The organism is Daejeonella sp. (genome assembly GCF_036405355.1).
In the GTDB taxonomy this organism is placed as follows: Bacteria; Bacteroidota; Bacteroidia; order Sphingobacteriales; family Sphingobacteriaceae; genus Daejeonella.
In genome coordinates this window covers 17112-34287 of sequence record NZ_DASWXT010000107.1, presented here as the reverse complement: position 1 = coordinate 34287, position 17176 = coordinate 17112, and the positions used below count along the sequence as shown (strand labels likewise).

15 protein-coding genes are annotated in these 17176 nt (G+C 39.2%); 3 read left to right on the top strand and 12 right to left on the bottom strand.

The window, feature by feature from the left end; all coding sequences use genetic code 11:
* Positions 1–522 precede the first annotated feature (522 nt).
* The 5 genes from mazG to VGE44_RS13170 all read right to left on the bottom strand — a co-directional run bounded on the left by mazG (position 523) and on the right by VGE44_RS13170 (position 5857).
* Positions 523–1332: a nucleoside triphosphate pyrophosphohydrolase gene (gene mazG, locus VGE44_RS13190; protein ID WP_331079818.1), complete on the bottom strand. Its 810-nt coding sequence runs from the start codon at positions 1330–1332 to the stop codon at positions 523–525.
* Between the two features lie 82 nt (positions 1333–1414).
* Positions 1415–2089, bottom strand: coding sequence for a tRNA (5-methylaminomethyl-2-thiouridine)(34)-methyltransferase MnmD (gene mnmD, locus VGE44_RS13185; RefSeq protein ID WP_331079816.1), 675 nt, complete (start codon positions 2087–2089; stop codon positions 1415–1417).
* Positions 2090–2112: 23 nt separating this feature from the next.
* A complete protein-coding gene (locus VGE44_RS13180) occupies positions 2113–2610 on the bottom strand; it encodes a rhodanese-like domain-containing protein (protein ID WP_331079814.1) in 498 nt (165 codons plus the stop codon).
* Between the two features lie 160 nt (positions 2611–2770).
* Complete coding sequence (locus tag VGE44_RS13175; RefSeq protein ID WP_331079812.1) at positions 2771–3724, bottom strand: CvpA family protein; 954 nt, start codon at positions 3722–3724, stop codon at positions 2771–2773.
* Positions 3725–3805: 81 nt separating this feature from the next.
* On the bottom strand, positions 3806–5857 hold the full coding sequence (locus VGE44_RS13170) for a M13 family metallopeptidase (protein WP_331079810.1): 2052 nt from the start codon (positions 5855–5857) through the stop codon (positions 3806–3808).
* 356 nt (positions 5858–6213) lie between these two features.
* Here VGE44_RS13170 and VGE44_RS13165 point away from each other — a divergent pair, with 356 nt between their 5' ends.
* Positions 6214–8853, top strand: coding sequence for a valine--tRNA ligase (locus tag VGE44_RS13165; RefSeq protein ID WP_331079808.1), 2640 nt, complete (start codon positions 6214–6216; stop codon positions 8851–8853).
* A gap of 14 nt (positions 8854–8867) precedes the next feature.
* Here the strand turns inward: VGE44_RS13165 and VGE44_RS13160 are convergent, their stop codons facing one another.
* The 6 genes from VGE44_RS13160 to VGE44_RS13135 form a co-directional block, all read right to left on the bottom strand.
* Positions 8868–9311, bottom strand: coding sequence for a hypothetical protein (locus tag VGE44_RS13160; RefSeq protein ID WP_331079806.1), 444 nt, complete (start codon positions 9309–9311; stop codon positions 8868–8870).
* Positions 9312–9392: 81 nt separating this feature from the next.
* Positions 9393–10238: an arsenite methyltransferase gene (locus tag VGE44_RS13155; protein ID WP_331079803.1), complete on the bottom strand. Its 846-nt coding sequence runs from the start codon at positions 10236–10238 to the stop codon at positions 9393–9395.
* A gap of 51 nt (positions 10239–10289) precedes the next feature.
* The gene (locus tag VGE44_RS13150) at positions 10290–10619 is read right to left on the bottom strand and encodes an ArsR/SmtB family transcription factor (protein ID WP_324485580.1); all 330 of its coding nucleotides are present in this window, start codon (positions 10617–10619) and stop codon (positions 10290–10292) included.
* A 109-nt stretch (positions 10620–10728) separates the two neighbouring features.
* Entirely contained in the window at positions 10729–13107 is a 2379-nt protein-coding gene (locus VGE44_RS13145; protein ID WP_331079800.1) for an ATP-binding protein, read from the bottom strand.
* Between the two features lie 185 nt (positions 13108–13292).
* A complete protein-coding gene (locus VGE44_RS13140) occupies positions 13293–14030 on the bottom strand; it encodes an acyl-CoA desaturase (protein WP_331079798.1) in 738 nt (245 codons plus the stop codon).
* Between the two features lie 213 nt (positions 14031–14243).
* Complete coding sequence (locus VGE44_RS13135; protein WP_331079820.1) at positions 14244–14699, bottom strand: type I restriction enzyme HsdR N-terminal domain-containing protein; 456 nt, start codon at positions 14697–14699, stop codon at positions 14244–14246.
* Between the two features lie 113 nt (positions 14700–14812).
* Between VGE44_RS13135 and holA the strand changes: the two genes are divergently transcribed.
* A complete protein-coding gene (gene holA, locus VGE44_RS13130; protein ID WP_331079796.1) occupies positions 14813–15844 on the top strand; it encodes a DNA polymerase III subunit delta in 1032 nt (343 codons plus the stop codon).
* Between the two features lies 1 nt (position 15845).
* The gene (locus tag VGE44_RS13125) at positions 15846–16214 is read left to right on the top strand and encodes a VOC family protein (protein ID WP_331079794.1); all 369 of its coding nucleotides are present in this window, start codon (positions 15846–15848) and stop codon (positions 16212–16214) included.
* Here VGE44_RS13125 and VGE44_RS13120 read toward each other — a convergent pair.
* Positions 16186–17103 (bottom strand): hypothetical protein, encoded by a 918-nt coding sequence (locus VGE44_RS13120; protein WP_331079792.1) that lies wholly within the window; start codon positions 17101–17103, stop codon positions 16186–16188. The two genes, VGE44_RS13125 and VGE44_RS13120, sit on opposite strands and share 29 nt — an antisense overlap.
* Between the last annotated feature and the right edge of the window lie 73 nt (positions 17104–17176).

Below are 17176 nucleotides of genomic sequence, written 5' to 3'. Positions count from 1 at the left end.
ATCCTAGACGTATTCCCTTTGCAATAACATTCATATACTTTTTTTGCGGCATTGGACAGGGCGGTAAATTCAAAATTGCCTTATCACTAACTTTCATAGCCCTGTACGCAGCCGTTGATGGATGAATATTCCTAAACATCTAACGTTAATCTTAGTAATCTTCGAATCTCGATATGGAGAAATTAATTTAAATGAAGCAGGATTTTCCGAGCGGGGGGAGGACAAAACGGCGGGCCGGGAGTATGGCCTCTTGTAGTGGGAGCTTCGTTTTGTCTTGATTTTTTGGTTACTTTTTCATCAAGGAAAAAGTGAATAGGCCTCCGCGGCTATGAGCGGTATGAATTTGAAATCACACGCAATAATTATATTTCTAAATAAATATAAAGTACTGTATATAAAATATTTAAGATGCTAAATAATGACATTGGGGCTGCGCCCTCAATGACAAGAGGCTGCGATCGAATAACAAAATGCATGTTATTTCCCTTAAAGAATTATTCCGATTCTTTTACTCTGGAGTGCTTATTTTTGAGTTTTAGCTTCATTCCAGAAAATATCCATTTCAGATAAAGTCATGTCTTTCAGGCTTTTGCCAAGCTCTTTTGCCTTGCTTTCGAGATATTGAAAACGCTTTATAAACTTTTTATTTGTTTTTTCTAGCGCATCTTCGGGGTTGATATCGATGAAACGAGCATAATTGATCAAAGAAAACATCAGATCGCCGAATTCCCCTTCAGCCTTCTCTTTATCAATGGCTACATTATCATCTGTATTGAATTCATCCCTGAATTCCCTTAACTCTTCTTCCACCTTATCCCATACCTGAGCCTTTTCTTCCCAGTCGAAGCCAACACCTCTTGCTTTTTCCTGAATTCTCGAAGCCTTGATCAGGGCCGGCAATGAAGCCGGGACTCCCTCGAGGACTGATTTATTGCCCTCTTTTAATTTCAATTGCTCCCAGTTACGTTTTACATCGGTTTCATCATTAACGTGTACATCACTGTAGATATGGGGATGTCTGTGAATCAATTTATCACAGATGCCATTCAGAACGTCCGTGATGCTAAAATCATTTGTTTCAGAAGCGATACGTGTGTAAAACACGAGATGAAGCATAATATCACCCAGTTCTTTTCTGATCTCGTTCATGTCTCCTTCAAGGATTGCATCAGAAAGTTCGTAGGTTTCCTCAATCGTGAGATGTCTGAGCGTTTCCATCGTTTGCTTTTTATCCCAGGGGCATTGCTCACGAAGAGTATTCATGATCGTTAACAAACGTTCAAAGGACTTTGCAGGTGTATCGGCGGACGGAGGGATCGGATTTGCAGACATTTATTGAGATTGATCTTGCAAAAATAGGATTTTGATTTTGTTATTTCGTGAGGTGGAATGATAATCAGGCGCAAGACGAAATTTACATTTTTATTGCCCGCAACATCTCACGCTTCCCCGCTGCACCCGGGGCTTTTTCAATCGTAAAACCTAAACTTTTCATCGTTCTTTTCAGATCTCCGGTAATCGCATAAGTCACAAATACACCTCCAGGCTTTATGAATTTTGAAATATGTTTCAGTGATTCCTGATTCCACATCTCCGGCTGATGGACTGCCGCAAAAGCATCAAAGTAAACAACATCAAATGGCTCTTTAGCATTGAAATCAAGCATTTTTTCAGTTGCTATCTTAAGTGTACATAATTTGCCAATCTGTACCGAAGATTTTTGTGCTTCCTCGTATTGCGTTATGAATGAATCCCAGAGGTCATGAGAAATATAATCTTCGTATCCTGTATCCACAATCATTTCGGGTTTGAGCGGATAGGCTTCAATACCAGTATAGTCGAGTTGAATGTTGTTTTCTGAACAAAAATCTGCAGTAATCAAAAAGTTGAGCCCTGTGCCAAAACCTACTTCCAGAATTTTGACTTTTTCTAATCCGTTTTTTTCAAGGAAATAGCGCATTCCGGTATTGAGGAAAACATGCTTGCTTTCCTGTAAGGCACCATGCCGGGAATGATAATGCTCGCCAACTTCTTCATTAAAAAGAGTTTTTGAACCATCAGATGTAATTGCAAAACTTAAATGATCCATGCCGCTTATTGATTGAAGCCGAATTAATTTACCTTGGTGCCACGTTCAGCCCATCGGTCCCAGGTGTTGTTATAGGTATGGATTTCGGCAGTTTGAACTCCATTTTGTTTATAAACAGGATGACCCTGGTTAACCCATTCGAAGATGCCGCCATAGAGGTTAAGCACATTTTTATATCCGGCAGCGATTAGTTTTTCTCCTATTTTTTCGCTTCTTATTCCTACTGAACAATACACAACAACCGTTGAGTTTTTGGGAATATCATAAACCTTGCGCATATCGAACCAGAAGTTCCCAACATGGCGGGCATTTTTTAAATGACTGACCATAAATTCATCTTCTTCACGGGTGTCGAGAATGTATAGATTGTATTTATCGGTCTTTATAAATTCATCTATTGTGATTAATGGGACTGTATGATTGTAAAGACTATCCAGTGTCTGTTTGTATTCGGGATTTTTGATTTGCGCGATCAACGGGCTGCTTAGTAAACAAAATAGAATGAATAAATACCTATGCATAGACAGTATTTTATTGGTTTATAAATGATCCTGAAATTATAACAATAATATTGCCAATATGTTATCTGAACTTAGAATATAATCGTTTTTTAACTGGATAAGAAGCGCTGCAAATTTAAAAAAAAGACCATGGTTTTGACTCTGATTTTGCTTTTAAGTATCAGTTTCTGAATAACTGAGTGATCATTAGACCATTATAGCCCCCATCCAGTATTCCTATGCCAACTTTGCCGAATGACTTATGTTCTATGTTTGCACGATGTGTTGGAGATTCCATCAGACCATTGTGCGCAAGATTCAGGTTTTGAGCTAAAGCAAGGTTTTCGCCCGCTATTCTGAACTGAATTCCATTTTTTCTGATTCTGTCGAAAGGACTTTTTCCCTCCGGATTGAAATGAGAAAAATACCCCCTCCGAAACATGTCTTTTGAATGTGTTCTGGCCACTTCCGCAAGTTCTTCGTCAAAGAAGAGGGCAGGTAGCCCCAATTTTTCTCTTTCAGTGTTAATCATATTTAACATTCCAATTTCCAGTTCTTTTCTGGGCAATGGTTCTACAACTTTAAAAGGTAATGGTATAATCTCCTTTCCATTCGGGAAAATAGTAAGGCTTCTGCCAAATTTATTTCTGAGGTCATTCAGAACATTATTGACCCTTTCTCCGGCCCAGTCTGGTTTTTGTGTTAGTGTGTTGGCTAATACGCTTTTTCTGGCTTCTTTCGTTGCATCTCCGACAGGGTAAAGGAGAAAAAAAAGGGACAATAACATCGCATAAAACAGACCTGAGAACATGCCCGGGATAATTCCACTCAGTTTATTTAAGGGATGTTTATTTCTTGACTCAGGTATTTTTTCATTGATCCCGTCGCACATTTCGTAAATCATCCGGCTGAATATGACCAGGATCAGGATGAAACTCATCGGTCTTAGCCAAATTATAGAAATGCTGAAAAGTTTATCAAGAAAGGTAGCGAGGAGTTCTGAAAAGAGCAGGGCAGCTATGAAGCTGCCAAGCCAGATGAAAATTTCTGTTATGGATGCCAGAAAGCCAATATGCCAGCCCCGCCATGCTGAGAGCAGGATTAAACTTATTAAAATCAGATCGATATAATTCATTGCTGGCATAAAAAAGCCCTTTGTTCGAAAATACTCAAACAAAGGGCTTAAATCCTAATTAACAATTTTTTTAAGACCAGATTACCATATTCTTATGCGGTCTTCCGGCTTTTTATAAAGTTTATCTCCCGGTTTTACATCAAAGGCCTCATACCATGCATCCATATTTACAGGTGCACCGATAGTGCGGTATGGGCCCGGAGAATGAGAATCAGTTACTATTAATTGCGCGGCCGTTTCGTTCAGAATATTACCTTTCCAAACCTGTGCCCATGAGAGGAAAAACCGCTGATCAGGAGTAAAGCCATCAATTTTAACATTGCTTTGTCCCTGTTTGGTCATTTTAAAGGCTTCATACGCTGCATTCAGCCCGCCAAGATCACCAATATTCTCACCAAGTGTCAGTTTGCCATTGACGTGAACTGTGTCAAGCACTGTATATGCGTCAAATTGTTCCTGCAGGGCAGTTGCCTTAATTTTGAACTTGCTTCTGTCCTCGTCGGTCCACCAATTGCGTAAAGTGCCGTCTTTATCATACTGACTTCCTGAATCATCAAAACCATGGGAAATCTCATGGCCAATAACTGCTCCAATGCCACCATAATTTACTGCATCATCTGCATTCGGATCAAAGAAAGGGAATTGAAGTATTCCGGCAGGGAATACAATTTCGTTATTTACGGGATTGTAATAGGCATTTACAGTTGGTGCAGTCATTGCCCAGCGGGTTTTGTCAACAGGCTTACCCAATTGTTTTACCATTTCAGTATAGCTCCAGGTTCCTGAATTTCTGACATTATTAAAAAATGTTCCTCTGTTAATTTCCAGCCCCTCATAATTTTTCCATTTGTCGGGATAAGCAATCTTCGGTGTAAAGGCATGAAGTTTATCCAGGGCTTTCTGCTTGGTCACATCAGTCATCCAATCCAGATTTTTTATCCTGATCTCATAAGCCTTAACCAAATTGCTAACCAGTTCCTGCATCCTTGCCTTTGCTTCAGGCTTGAAGTGTTTTTTTACATAGATCTGTCCAAGAAGGTCACCAACAGAGCCGTCAGTTAAAGATGACATCCGCTGCCAGCGCGGAGTTTGTACTTTCTGACCTGTCAGTGTTTGTGTAAAGGCAAAACTGGCATCAACAAAGTCAGAACTCAGGTATGGTGCTGAACTTTTTAGAACATTCCACTTCAGGTATGTTTTGAGGTCATCAAGTGGTGCCGAGCCTAACAAATCATTCAGTTCGGTAAAGAATTTTGGAGAGTTTACCAATACAGTATCCTGTCCGTTTACCTTCATGAGGGGGAGTAAAGTCTCCCAATTAAGGTTAGGAGTTGTTTTGCTGAGTTCTGCTATGGCAAACTTATTATAGGTTTTATATGGGTCGCGCATTTCAACACGGCTCATTTGAGCTGCTGCGAGCGACTTCTCTATATTGAAAATTATACCTGCATTTTTTTCAGCATCGGACTGAGAAGAACCTGTAAGCGTAAAAAGTTTGCTGATATAATTTTTATAGGATTCCTGAATCTTCAGACTTCTTGGATCATTCTTTAAATAATAGTCGCGATCGGGCAGGGTAGTTCCTCCCTGAAAGAGTTGCGGGACAATGTTTTTAACATATTTTCTATCCTGCCCAACAAAAAAAGCAAAAAATGGGGAGCCCGCTCCGGACGTCCTCATTTCAGCGGCATGATTGATCAGGCCTTTAAGATCGGATAGTTGTGATACTTTTTCAAGGTCGGGTTTGATAGGGCTGTATCCCAGTTTTTCAATAGTGACACTGTCCATACCAGCAGCGTAAAAATCGCCGACACGCTTTTCCACTGAGCCGGGAGCCGCTTTTTTATCGTTCGCTGATTCAGCGAGGATGGTCTTAACTGCATTGATGTTAAAGTCGCGAAGCAGGTTAAAACTTCCCCATCTTGTTTCTTTGGCAGGTACCGGATTGTTTTTTATCCAGGTGCCACTGGCATAATTGTAGAAATCCTCGCCGGGTTTTTTGCTCAGATCCATGCTTGCTCGGTCGATAAAAGCGGGCTTTTTAACCGGTTTTGAATCATGCTGTGCGGCAACCTGCAAAGACAGGGTACAGAAGGCCCCAAAGAGCATAAATTTAATGTAATTCTTATTCATGATGTTTTGGTTAGTAAGAAAGAATGTAAAAATAACAGATATCGGGATGAAAAGAAAAAATAATGCAGCGATCTACTTATTAAACCAGGAAAGTATACGGCCCAATTGGAGGTAATTGAGTATAAAATAGCTAATACTAGACCAGGAGATGATTTTCATGGCTGAAACAATCTGTTTTATATAATAACACCTGAATGAGAATAATATTGTTTTATTGTTCATATCGGATAATTAAAAATGTAATTCAGCATCAATTATCAATGTATTTATGGACTTTTTCTAAAATTCAGGACCTGCATGTTCCAATAATACCTCCCAAAAACGTATTTTCGCATGTTAATTTTCCCCTTGATTAAATGAGTATTCCAAAGACGTATAATCCCAGAGAGACTGAGGATAAATGGTATAAATATTGGCTTGATAAGAAGTTCTTCCGCTCAGTGCCGGATGAAAGAGAACCTTATACTATCGTGATTCCACCACCCAATGTAACCGGGGTATTGCATATGGGGCATATGCTCAACAATACAATTCAGGATGTTTTAATCCGCAGGGCCCGAATGCAGGGCAAGAATGCCTGCTGGGTGCCAGGAACTGACCATGCATCGATTGCAACTGAAGCAAAGGTAGTTGCATTACTAAAAGAACAGGGAATTGAGAAGAAGGATGTCAGCAGAGAGGAATTTCTAAACTATGCATACGAATGGAAGGATAAGTATGGTGGTATCATACTCAAACAACTTGAAAAGCTGGGTGCTTCGTGCGATTGGGACAGAACGCGCTTTACTATGGAAGATGATCTCTCTGAAGCGGTAATCGATACCTTTATTCACCTTTATAAGAAAGGCTGGATCTACAGAGGCATACGCATGGTGAACTGGGATCCGAAAGGGCAGACCGCTGTTTCGGATGAGGAGGTCGTTCGTAAGGAAGTAAATCAGAAGTTATACTATATCAGATATTCCATTGTTGATCCTGTTCAGGGCTATCCCGATCATCTGATCGTGGCGACAACACGGCCTGAGACTATTATGGCTGATACCGCGATTTGCATCAATCCAAATGATAGCAGATTCGAATTTCTTAAGGGAAAGCAAGTATCTATTCCATTGATTAACAGAAAAATACCTGTTATTCAGGATGATTATGTTGATATGGAGTTTGGTACTGGCTGTCTTAAAGTGACTCCGGCACATGATCTGAATGATTATGAATTGGGCTTAAGGCATAAGCTTCCTGTTATTGATATTCTGAATGATGATGGTACTCTAAACGAAAATGCTCAGATATTGGTAGGTGAAGATCGCTTTGCAGCCAGGAAGAAAATTCATTTGATGCTTGATGAGGCCGGTAATCTGGAAAAACTTGAAGACTATAAATCGCAAATTGGATTCTCTGAGCGTACTGATGCAGCGATAGAACCCAAGTTGTCGATGCAATGGTTCTGTAAAATGTCTGAAATGTCGGGACCTGCGCTCGACTATGTTTTAAATGGAGAAATAAAATTGATTCCTGAAAAGTTTATAAATACCTATAAACACTGGATGGAAAATGTAAAGGACTGGTGTATCAGCAGGCAATTGTGGTGGGGACAGCGAATTCCGGCATGGTATAATGCAAAAGGAGAGTGGGTTGTTGCGAAAACTGAGTCTGAAGCTATTGAAGAATTTAAAAAGCAGTTCCCTGATTCCGATTCAACCAGGATCAGGCAGGATGATGATGTTGTTGATACCTGGTTTTCATCCTGGTTGTGGCCAATCTCTGTTTTCGACGGATTTAAGGATCCTGATAATGCCGATATAAGTTATTATTATCCAACCAATGATCTGGTTACAGCACCTGAGATCCTGTTTTTCTGGGTAGCCAGAATGATTATGGCAGGACATGAGTTCAGGGGCGAAGTACCCTTTAGAAATGTATATCTGACCGGAATAGTACGTGATAAGCTGGGTAGAAAAATGTCCAAGTCATTGGGTAATTCTCCCGATCCTATCGGATTGATCGAAAAGTACGGTGCTGACGGAGTAAGGGTGGGTATGCTTTTGTGTTCACCTGCCGGAAATGACCTGATGTTTGATGAAAGCTATTGTGAGCAGGGTAGAAATTTTGCGAATAAAGTATGGAATGCCTTCAGGTTAGTTAAGGGCTGGGAAGTTGATCCTGAGCTGAGCAATAACAATCAGCAGGCAATTAATTGGTTTGAATCGGCTTTCAATCAGTCATTGACAGAAATTGAGGACAATTATAAGCAGTATCGTCTTTCTGAGGCCCTGATGGGAATATATAAACTGGTTTGGGATGATTTCTGTGCATGGTATCTGGAAATGATCAAGCCTGCTTATCAGCAGCCAATAGATCAGGAAACCTACAGGATTACTGTTGAATATTTTGAGCGGATCTTGAAATTACTACATCCTTTAATGCCATTCCTGACCGAAGAGCTGTGGCATGATGATCTTTTTACCCTGCGGGGAGAGAAAGAATGTTGTATAGTTGCAGCTTATCCGGTAGCAGGAAAGATAGATACAGCACTTGTACATGATATTGATATCATAAAACAAGTGATCTCTGAGATCAGAAATATCAGAAATACGAAACAAATTTCTCCAAAGGAGGCTTTGACATTAAAAATTAAGGTTAATTCGGAAATCAGGTATCAGGATTATTTTAATATTGTTTCAAGACTTGCTAATATCACTGAATCCGGATTTGTGGAAGAGCCTGTTGCCGGAGCCGGTACATTTATGGCCGGTAAGGATGAATTTTTTGTGCCGCTTGAAAATAGTATTGATCCTGCGGCTGAGAAGCTGCGGATAGAAAAGGAAATTGAGTATCTCAATGGATTTTTACGCGCTGTGGAAGCAAAATTGTCGAATGAACGTTTTGTACAGAATGCAAAACCGGAAGTTGTTGAAATTGAGCGTCAAAAGAAGGAAGATGCTTTATCGAAATTGAAAATTCTGGAAGCGGGATTAAAAACCCTGTCAGCCTTTTGAACCCTGTCAGCCTTTTAAAGGCTGACAGGGTTTAATAATGTTCTGATCTTTTCTTTTATTTCCCAGCGTTTTTTCTCGTTTCTGATCACATTCAGATTAACAAGATGAACTCTTTCATTTGTGTGAACCCTGAGTTCACAAAGTTTTGTACTGATATGAGTTATATCCTGTGCAGCAACTTTTACTATTTCTTCTCTCTCTGTATCAAAATAGTTCAGGGTTTTATCCCTGATTTCAATAAAAGATACTTTCTGTGTTTTCCGGAATTGCCTCAATAATAAAGTAAGGAAAATAATACTCAGAAACAAACTTAGTGAAACGAGTGTAAGCGAGTAAAAATAAAATACAACTGTAATAGCATTTAGTAATAATATGGATAATAGCACTATAGCAAATTTAGAATTAGCTATTTCACTGTTTGATGAGCGGTGAAGGCTGATTTTATACTGATATGTCATAGGTCATTATGTTTTGGTATCCCTATTACGTTTGTTTGCCAATAAAAGTTATATCAAAATTGCCTGATGATCAATCTGTTATTAACAGCAGCCTCCTCCCGGTACACAAACCGCTGCTTGTTTTGGTTTTGCCGCGTAAACACTAATGCTGAAGATTCCTGTATTTCCTGATTTGAATGCGTGGATCTCTTCTGTTGAAAGATAGTTCTGCAGAATGTCATCCGGAATAATTATCGGCTTTTCCTTTTGTATTCTCATATCTGTAAAGCCATTGATTTTGATCAGTTCAAGATAGGTTTCCCTTTGTATGGCTCCTGAAACACATCCTGCATACATTTCTGCAGCATTTTTTATTTGATCGGGTAATTTGCCGATCAGAACCACATCAGATATACTGAAATGGCCACCAGGTTTCAATACCCTGAAAATTTCCTTAAAAACCTTATCCTTATTTGGAACAAGATTGAGTACACAATTGCTTACTACCACATCCGCTGTGTTGGATGTTACCGGCATGTGCTCAATATCTCCCTGACGAAACTCGACATTATTAAAACCAAGGTTTTCTGCATTCTGTCTGGCCTTATTGATCATGGCTTCAGTAAAATCTATTCCGATGATTTTTCCACTCTCACCTGCTTCAGATCTCGCAACAAAGCAATCATTCCCGGCACCTGATCCAAGATCGATCACCACATCACCTTTTTTGATCACTGCGAACTGTGTTGGCAAACCACATCCCAGACCCAGATCAGCATCCGGATTATAGCCTTTCAGATCCGTATAATCATCTGTCATAATATTGTACACTTCAGTGCTGCATCCACCGGCACCACAGCAAGAACTCTCATTTGTAGCTTTATCCTGTAATGCAATTTCACTGTATTTTTGCCTTACAAGTTCTTTGATCTCTGCTTCAGTTTTCATGGTATTTTATTTATATAATTGTAATATTGCGATATTTTAAATTAATTTTTTTTAACAGCAGCTATTTGTTGTTTTGACGGCTGAAAGAAAGTTACCTATCTCTTTTTCAAGCAATTGCCAGGTTTCCGGATTAATGCAATAGCATACACTGGCTCCTTCCACGGTACCCTTTATTAAGCCTGCATTTTTTAATTCTTTTAGATGCTGAGAGATGGTGGCTTGTGCTAAACCAAGTTCAGTAACCAGATCCCCGCAGATGCAGGTATTCGCCTTCATGATCTCCTGAAGGATGGCGATTCGTGCCGGATGCGCCAAAGCTTTCAGTAATTGAGCCAGATGGTTTTGCTCGGCTGAGAATATTTCTGATTTGGTTAGTCCCATAATTAATTGCAATATTACGATTAATATTATTTATAATTCAAGATCAGATCTTATTTGACTTTATTACTACAAATTAATATATGATGAGCAAGGCTGATTTATCCCGCAATTATTTTTTTTTTGAGACATAATGAAGCACTTTTCTGTACAGTTCATCAGGCAGGAATGGTTTCACAACCACATCATTGATTCCGCTAAGTTTTATCTCATCCTCAACTTCACTTGGTAAATTTGCTGTCAGAGCAATAATTGGCAGATCTATTCCTCTTTCTCTCATTTTTCTGCTGGCCTCATATCCATCCATAACAGGCATATGAAGGTCAATAAGAACAAGGTCATGCTTTTCAGGATCAACAATGTTTAATGCCTCGAGTCCGTTGCTCGCAGTTACAATCTTTGCGCCCCATCTCTCCAGGAATTTTTGGGCAACCAAAATGTTAATGGGATTGTCTTCTACTAATAATACAGTGATTCCGCTTAGTAATTTATTATCTTCAGTTTGAAGGTTCATATCTGCTTCTGGTTGTTCGGGATTTTGTAAGCTTTTTTCAAAGGTCTGACTGAAATAGAAATTTGAACCTTTCCCTTCCTCACTTTCAAGTTGCAGGGTTGAGTTCTGTAATTCAAGGATCTTTTTACTGATCGCCAGTCCTAAACCTGTCCCTCCAAAACCACGTGAAGTGGAAGAGTCAGCTTGTGTAAATCGTTCAAAGATAAGTTTTTGCTTTTCCTTAGAGATACCTATTCCGGTATCTTTTATGCTAAACTGCAGTGTTATTTGATTTTCAGTTTCTTTAATTCGTGTAATATCTAAAATCACCTGTCCCTGTTCGGTAAATTTGATGGCGTTATGAAGCAGATTGCTCAAAACCTGTGACAATCGGGTTGGATCTCCAAAAACTCTGGTATGTAAGGAATTATCCAATTGTAAATCCAGTTTGATGCCCTTATCACCCGCAGAAACCTGAAAGCCGCGGACAATATTTTTGGTGATGGACGAAATATCCATTTCAATATGTTCAAACGAGATCTTACCTGCTTCAATTTTATTGTAATCAAGGATGTCATTGACAATTGCTAATAAATTATTTGCCGAGAACAGCATTACATTAAGACTTTCAACCTGATCTTTTCGGGGATTCTCTTTCAATAACAAGTGACTCATTCCGATTACAGAATTAAGGGGAGTTCTGATCTCATGACTCATGGTACTCAAAAACTCACTTTTCGCTATCAAACCCTGTTCTGCCTGTTCCCTGGCTTTTTTAAGTGTAAATGAAACCCTGTTCGAGAGAATGAGCGATTGAAAGAAAAAGAAACCGATATAACAAATAAAACTTGGCACTTGCAATGATGGAGAGAGATGCCAGTAATTCAGAATCAGGATGATAAATATGACCATTAGCATTATCGAACTCATTAATGCAAATAGTGAACCCGGCCGCTTTTGCTTAAAAGCCCGAAAGTAAACGTATGGTACATATATGATGCAACTCAGCATTACTATTATGAAAGGATTGATCAGTCTGGAAAATATTAAAGGAGGAAAAAGCAATGAAATTATTGCGAAAGTAAAACACAAAATGCTAATCGTTCTGACTATTATTTTATTCACGTCTTTGGGGTAGAGATAATTTGTATAGAGTGTGAACAGGCCAATCCCAATGAATAAACTTAGGTACTCCATTCGAATTGTAATAAACCAGTCAATTCCGGGAATTATTGTATGAAAAACATAATTTCCAATCCCCATTATCCTGTAACTATAAACAATTGAGTAGAGAGAAAACAAAAGAATGGCTTTGTCGCGGCTACCTAAAAGGTACAAGCCTAAAAAGAACAGGCCTCCCATAAAGAGACAGCCTGTTAAAAGCAGATCGATAGCAAGGGCCTGCATCCAGTGGGTCTCCATTAGTGATTTTGTGCCCAGGGTAATTGATTTGGATACACCGCCTTTGCTATGTGAAAAATTTGCAACCTGCAGAACCATATTCAGTGTATCAGGATTTTCATTAAGATCAACTGAGTGGTATTGCCAGTAGGGTATAAAATCTTCTTCATTATCACTAACCTGCCCATTTTTAGCCACCTTTTTGCCATTAATGAATAAGCTGTAGGCAGAATACATTTCGGGGACGATTATACGGAGTGGTTCGGTGGTTTTAGGAAGGAGTATAGTAAGTTTATAGCTGGCATAGCCATAGGAGGGTAGCTTTTTGCCATTCAATTGATAATTTTCCCATCTGAACGGAAAATTAACAATTTCATACTGCTGGTTTTGGGCATGATTACTGTCAGGCCCAATTAACTGATTCCAAAAAAACTGCCATTCACCATCCAGTGGAATGATATCAGTTAAGGAAGAATTACGGAGATCAAGTATCCCGTTTTTAGCATCCGGGATGCCATCATTGGAAGTATGAGATCCATACGAATTTAAATAAGACAGCAAGAGCAGTATTATATAAATGTACCTAAGGAATCTCATTGCAAAAAAAAATCAATTAGAAATTATACCATTTCGATAAGGGATATTCAAAGATAAGGGATATAAAAATAATCAGGGGGTTAAATTTATTTCTTGTGGGGAAAGCCAGAATTTTAATCCAGTCAGGCGGGGAGAATTTGATTTGACTACAATAAAAATGCCCTCATTTACATTGCCATAAACTGTTAAATAGCCTTTTTCAGACGGATAATGCCCATAACATCCATCAGTTTCATAAGCGGATAAACAGGATCGATTTCAAACCATTTCTTTCCAAAATTTGCGCTGTTGGGGTAGCGGTGATGATTGTTCTGGAATAATTCTCCCAACATCAAAAAGTCGAAAGGAGTAGTGTTCTTGGATTTGTCCTTATTGTCGAAATTGGAATAACCATATTTATGTCCGCACCAGTTTACAATTGCACCATGAAGTGGCCCCATTAGATAGTGAATGGGAAGCAGGAAGTACATCCATTCCGACCCTTTTGGCACGAATTCAATATAGAACCAGGTATAAGCTGCCCCAAACAGAAGCCGGGAAGCGATTGAAGATCCAATCCGGTCAATTAAGGGCCATTCGGGATAATAACCCTGAAAACGGGCCTCAGGATCTTTGGTACGCTTTAAATGATCGCGGAAAGTGATAATTGTGGCTTTCATCAGTTGAAATACATCGGTAAAAAAATGCGGTGAATGCGGATCTTTCTCAGTATCACTATAAGCATGGTGTTCCCTGTGCATCATCGCATAGGCACGGGGGTTTAAAAAGGAAGCCCCTTCAAAAATAAAGGCCATAAAATAAAAAATGCGTTCCCAGCCTTTCGACATCGTAAACATCCGGTGTGAGGCATAACGGTGCTGGAAAAAAGTCTGGAAGAACAGAGACAGAAACCAATGGGAAATAAAAAAAATCAGAATGGCCATAAATACTTAAGTTGTCGAACACAAGTAATGGCCACCTGTTAAGAGGTGAATTTAGAACGAGTGAGGGTTAATCAGATTAGAAATGTGTCGTTTGTAAATCTACAAGCTATTATATCCTCTACAGCAAAATTAATGCCTGAATATTTCTAAAGATATAATATTCCTGTGAATAATAATCAATAAGCCTGATCTCAAAATTTTATTTTTGGATGCTTAGCCAGAGTATTCCGGCAATTCTTCTGCAAATCTGTAAGATTGCTTTTCAAAATCAATCTCACAGCAGAAATGCTGTAACCCATTGCTGACTAATAGCCATGGTACCTTGTGTACAAAATTATATCGTGCAATCTGGTCAAAGGTATCCTGGTTAATCTTAACAGAGGGCGCTTTACATTCAACTAGCAGGATCTTCTCCCCATGCCGGTTGAAGAGCAGAATGTCTGAACGTTTCTGCAGGCTGTTCAGTTTCAATCCGCCTTCCAGCCTGATTAGCGAACGCGGGTATTTCTTGTCCCTGATCAGAAATTGAATCAAATGCTGCCTGACCCATTCTTCGGGCGTAAGAACCAGATACTTTTTTCGGATCTCATCAAAAATATAGCTTGTTCCGTTTTCCTCTTTAATCTTAAGTGAATAGGACGGGAGATTTAATGGGCCTGGTTTGAACATTGCAGTAAATTTCACAAAATGATTTTAATCTGCGGCATCCCAGGGCTTTAATTTTAAAATATCAGTTCAGGCTTGAAATGTATGTTTAAAGAATCGTAATTTCGACAAGCAAAATGAATAGCAACGAACTTATTAAAGACCTGAAAAACCGGAAGTTTAAGCCGGTTTATCTGCTACATGGAGAAGAATCATTCTACATTGATCAGATTAGTGATTATATAGAAGAAAATGTGCTTTCTGATGCCGAAAAAGGGTTTAATCAAACTGTTTTTTATGGTAAGGATTCCGACCTGATGAGTATTCTGAATGCTGCCAAACGGTATCCTATGATGAGCGATTATCAGGTGGTTTTGGTAAAGGAAGCACAGGATTTGAAATGGGGCAAAGATGCAGATGATGATAAGAAGTCGGCAGATCCTTTGTTAAGCTATTTTGAAAATCCGCTGCCAAGTACTATTCTGGTATTTTGCTATCGAAATGGCAAATTTGATAAGCGGAAGAAAACCTACAAAGCCATAGAAAAAAAAGGTCTTGTTTTCGAATCTGCATCAATTCACGAAAATAAAGTGCCCGGCTGGATTGAGGGGTTTGTACGTGAAAAGGGGTATTCTATACAGATTCAGGCTTCGGCACTGATGGCCGAATACCTGGGTAATGATCTTTCTAAAGTAGCCAACGAACTCGAAAAACTGATGCTGAACGTGAAGGCGGGGCAGGAGATCAGTGTTAATGATATTCAGAATAATATCGGTATCAGCAAGGAATACAATGTATTTGAACTTCAGAATGCGATTGCTAGAAAAGATGCATTTAAAGTGAATCAGATTATCAATTATTTTGCGGATAATCCGAAGAATAACCCAATACAGCTGCTGCTGGGAGCCCTTAACTCATATTTTACCAAGGTATTAAAGTATCATTATGCCGGCGACAAATCTCCTCAGGGTCTGGCAAGTGCATTGGGAATAGCCCCATTCTTTGTGAAGGAATATGAGAATGCTGCAAGAAATTACAGTAAAGAAAAGGTCTTTCGGGTGATCAGTTATCTGCGTGAGTGTGATTTAAAAACCAAGGGGGTTGATGCAAGCGGAAATACAGAACAGGGTGATCTGATGAAGGAGCTTATGTTTAAAATTATTCATTGATATGTTAAAAGGAATCAGGACAATAGTTTATCATGTGGAAAATCTGGAAGAAGCTAAATTGTGGTATTCTGAGATATTTGGCATCAAACCTTATTTTGATGAGAGTTTCTATGTAGGCTTTAACATCGGAGGCTATGAATTGGGACTTGACCCCTCATTTGCAGAATATTCTGGTGGAAACAACAGCATCACCTATTGGAAAATAGAAGAAATTGATCAGGCATTTGAGCATTTTAAATCCAAAAATGTGATCATTCACCAGGAAATTCATTCTGTAGGAGATGGTATCCGTCTTGGAAGTATCAGGGATCCATTTGGAAATGTGATTGGATTAATTGAGATTACTTCCTCCCAATCACATGCAGATTGATCACACTTGAATGCGGAAAGCCAAGCGTATTTCCGGGAATGATATCCAGTGTATTACGCAGATAGACATCAATTATTCCCTTTGCAACTTTTGTTTTTGTTTCAATGAATTCGGGTTCAACAGCGACCAGGAATTGTTTGAAGTGCATCCTGCCATTGTGATCAACAATTACCGAGAATGAATACTGAAAATCCTGATAAGCCTTGTCGATATTGATTCTGTATTCGGGATACAGATATTCTTCAGACCGGTTAACGTGGCCCAAATAAGGGTCGAGACTGGGCATGATCTTTTCGACCCGGGTTATTTTGCTTTTGCTGGTCAGTTTAACAGGATTACGAGCAGCAAATGCACTATCCAGATCAGAATTTGCCTGTATTGCACGGTACTTAATGAATAAACTATCTTCCTTTGAAGGTGCTTTCAGCTTCTCAGCTGTAGTCTTTAGCACATTTTTGATGTAATCATCTGAATAAAGTGTCATGGTAATTGTAGAAAGATCTTCCATCACGGCCCTGGATTCAAGTTCCATAACCTGGAAGATCAGACTGTCCTTACTCACATGTTTTACCCTGAACCATTCACGGGCAAACTGAAAAAGTGCTTTATGACTATGGAATATGCGATAGGTCATGTATTGTTTCTTCTCCGGACTAAAGATCCTCACAGAATCATCAGCATTAAAATAGATATTCCATTCAGGCTCCAGCTGAAATCCCTGATTAGTGAATGAAAGTCCGTTGTTGAAGCGACGTTTTACTTCAGTGTATTTGATTCCTTTTATAGCGGTGAATGTTGGTGCCGGTTCTTCGTTTATCTTGCTTATATGACCGCAGGATATAAAAAGTAAGAAAAGAGAAAATAAGAAGACGGACGGGAAAAATTTCATCGGGCTGAAATTAAAAAAAATATTCAGATATCAGACCGAACAGCCTGGTTTCGGGCATGATGATCTTTGGTTA

Coding starts and splice junctions, on each gene's coding strand:
- mazG (WP_331079818.1), bottom strand. CDS start 1,332: ATGTCTGCAAATCCGATCCCTCCGTCCGCCGATACACCTGCAAAGTCC.
- mnmD (WP_331079816.1), bottom strand. CDS start 2,089: ATGGATCATTTAAGTTTTGCAATTACATCTGATGGTTCAAAAACTCTT.
- VGE44_RS13180 (WP_331079814.1), bottom strand. CDS start 2,610: ATGCATAGGTATTTATTCATTCTATTTTGTTTACTAAGCAGCCCGTTG.
- VGE44_RS13175 (WP_331079812.1), bottom strand. CDS start 3,724: ATGAATTATATCGATCTGATTTTAATAAGTTTAATCCTGCTCTCAGCA.
- VGE44_RS13170 (WP_331079810.1), bottom strand. CDS start 5,857: ATGAATAAGAATTACATTAAATTTATGCTCTTTGGGGCCTTCTGTACC.
- VGE44_RS13165 (WP_331079808.1), top strand. CDS start 6,214: ATGAGTATTCCAAAGACGTATAATCCCAGAGAGACTGAGGATAAATGG.
- VGE44_RS13160 (WP_331079806.1), bottom strand. CDS start 9,311: ATGACATATCAGTATAAAATCAGCCTTCACCGCTCATCAAACAGTGAA.
- VGE44_RS13155 (WP_331079803.1), bottom strand. CDS start 10,238: ATGAAAACTGAAGCAGAGATCAAAGAACTTGTAAGGCAAAAATACAGT.
- VGE44_RS13150 (WP_324485580.1), bottom strand. CDS start 10,619: ATGGGACTAACCAAATCAGAAATATTCTCAGCCGAGCAAAACCATCTG.
- VGE44_RS13145 (WP_331079800.1), bottom strand. CDS start 13,107: ATGAGATTCCTTAGGTACATTTATATAATACTGCTCTTGCTGTCTTAT.
- VGE44_RS13140 (WP_331079798.1), bottom strand. CDS start 14,030: ATGGCCATTCTGATTTTTTTTATTTCCCATTGGTTTCTGTCTCTGTTC.
- VGE44_RS13135 (WP_331079820.1), bottom strand. CDS start 14,699: ATGTTCAAACCAGGCCCATTAAATCTCCCGTCCTATTCACTTAAGATT.
- holA (WP_331079796.1), top strand. CDS start 14,813: ATGAATAGCAACGAACTTATTAAAGACCTGAAAAACCGGAAGTTTAAG.
- VGE44_RS13125 (WP_331079794.1), top strand. CDS start 15,846: ATGTTAAAAGGAATCAGGACAATAGTTTATCATGTGGAAAATCTGGAA.
- VGE44_RS13120 (WP_331079792.1), bottom strand. CDS start 17,103: ATGAAATTTTTCCCGTCCGTCTTCTTATTTTCTCTTTTCTTACTTTTT.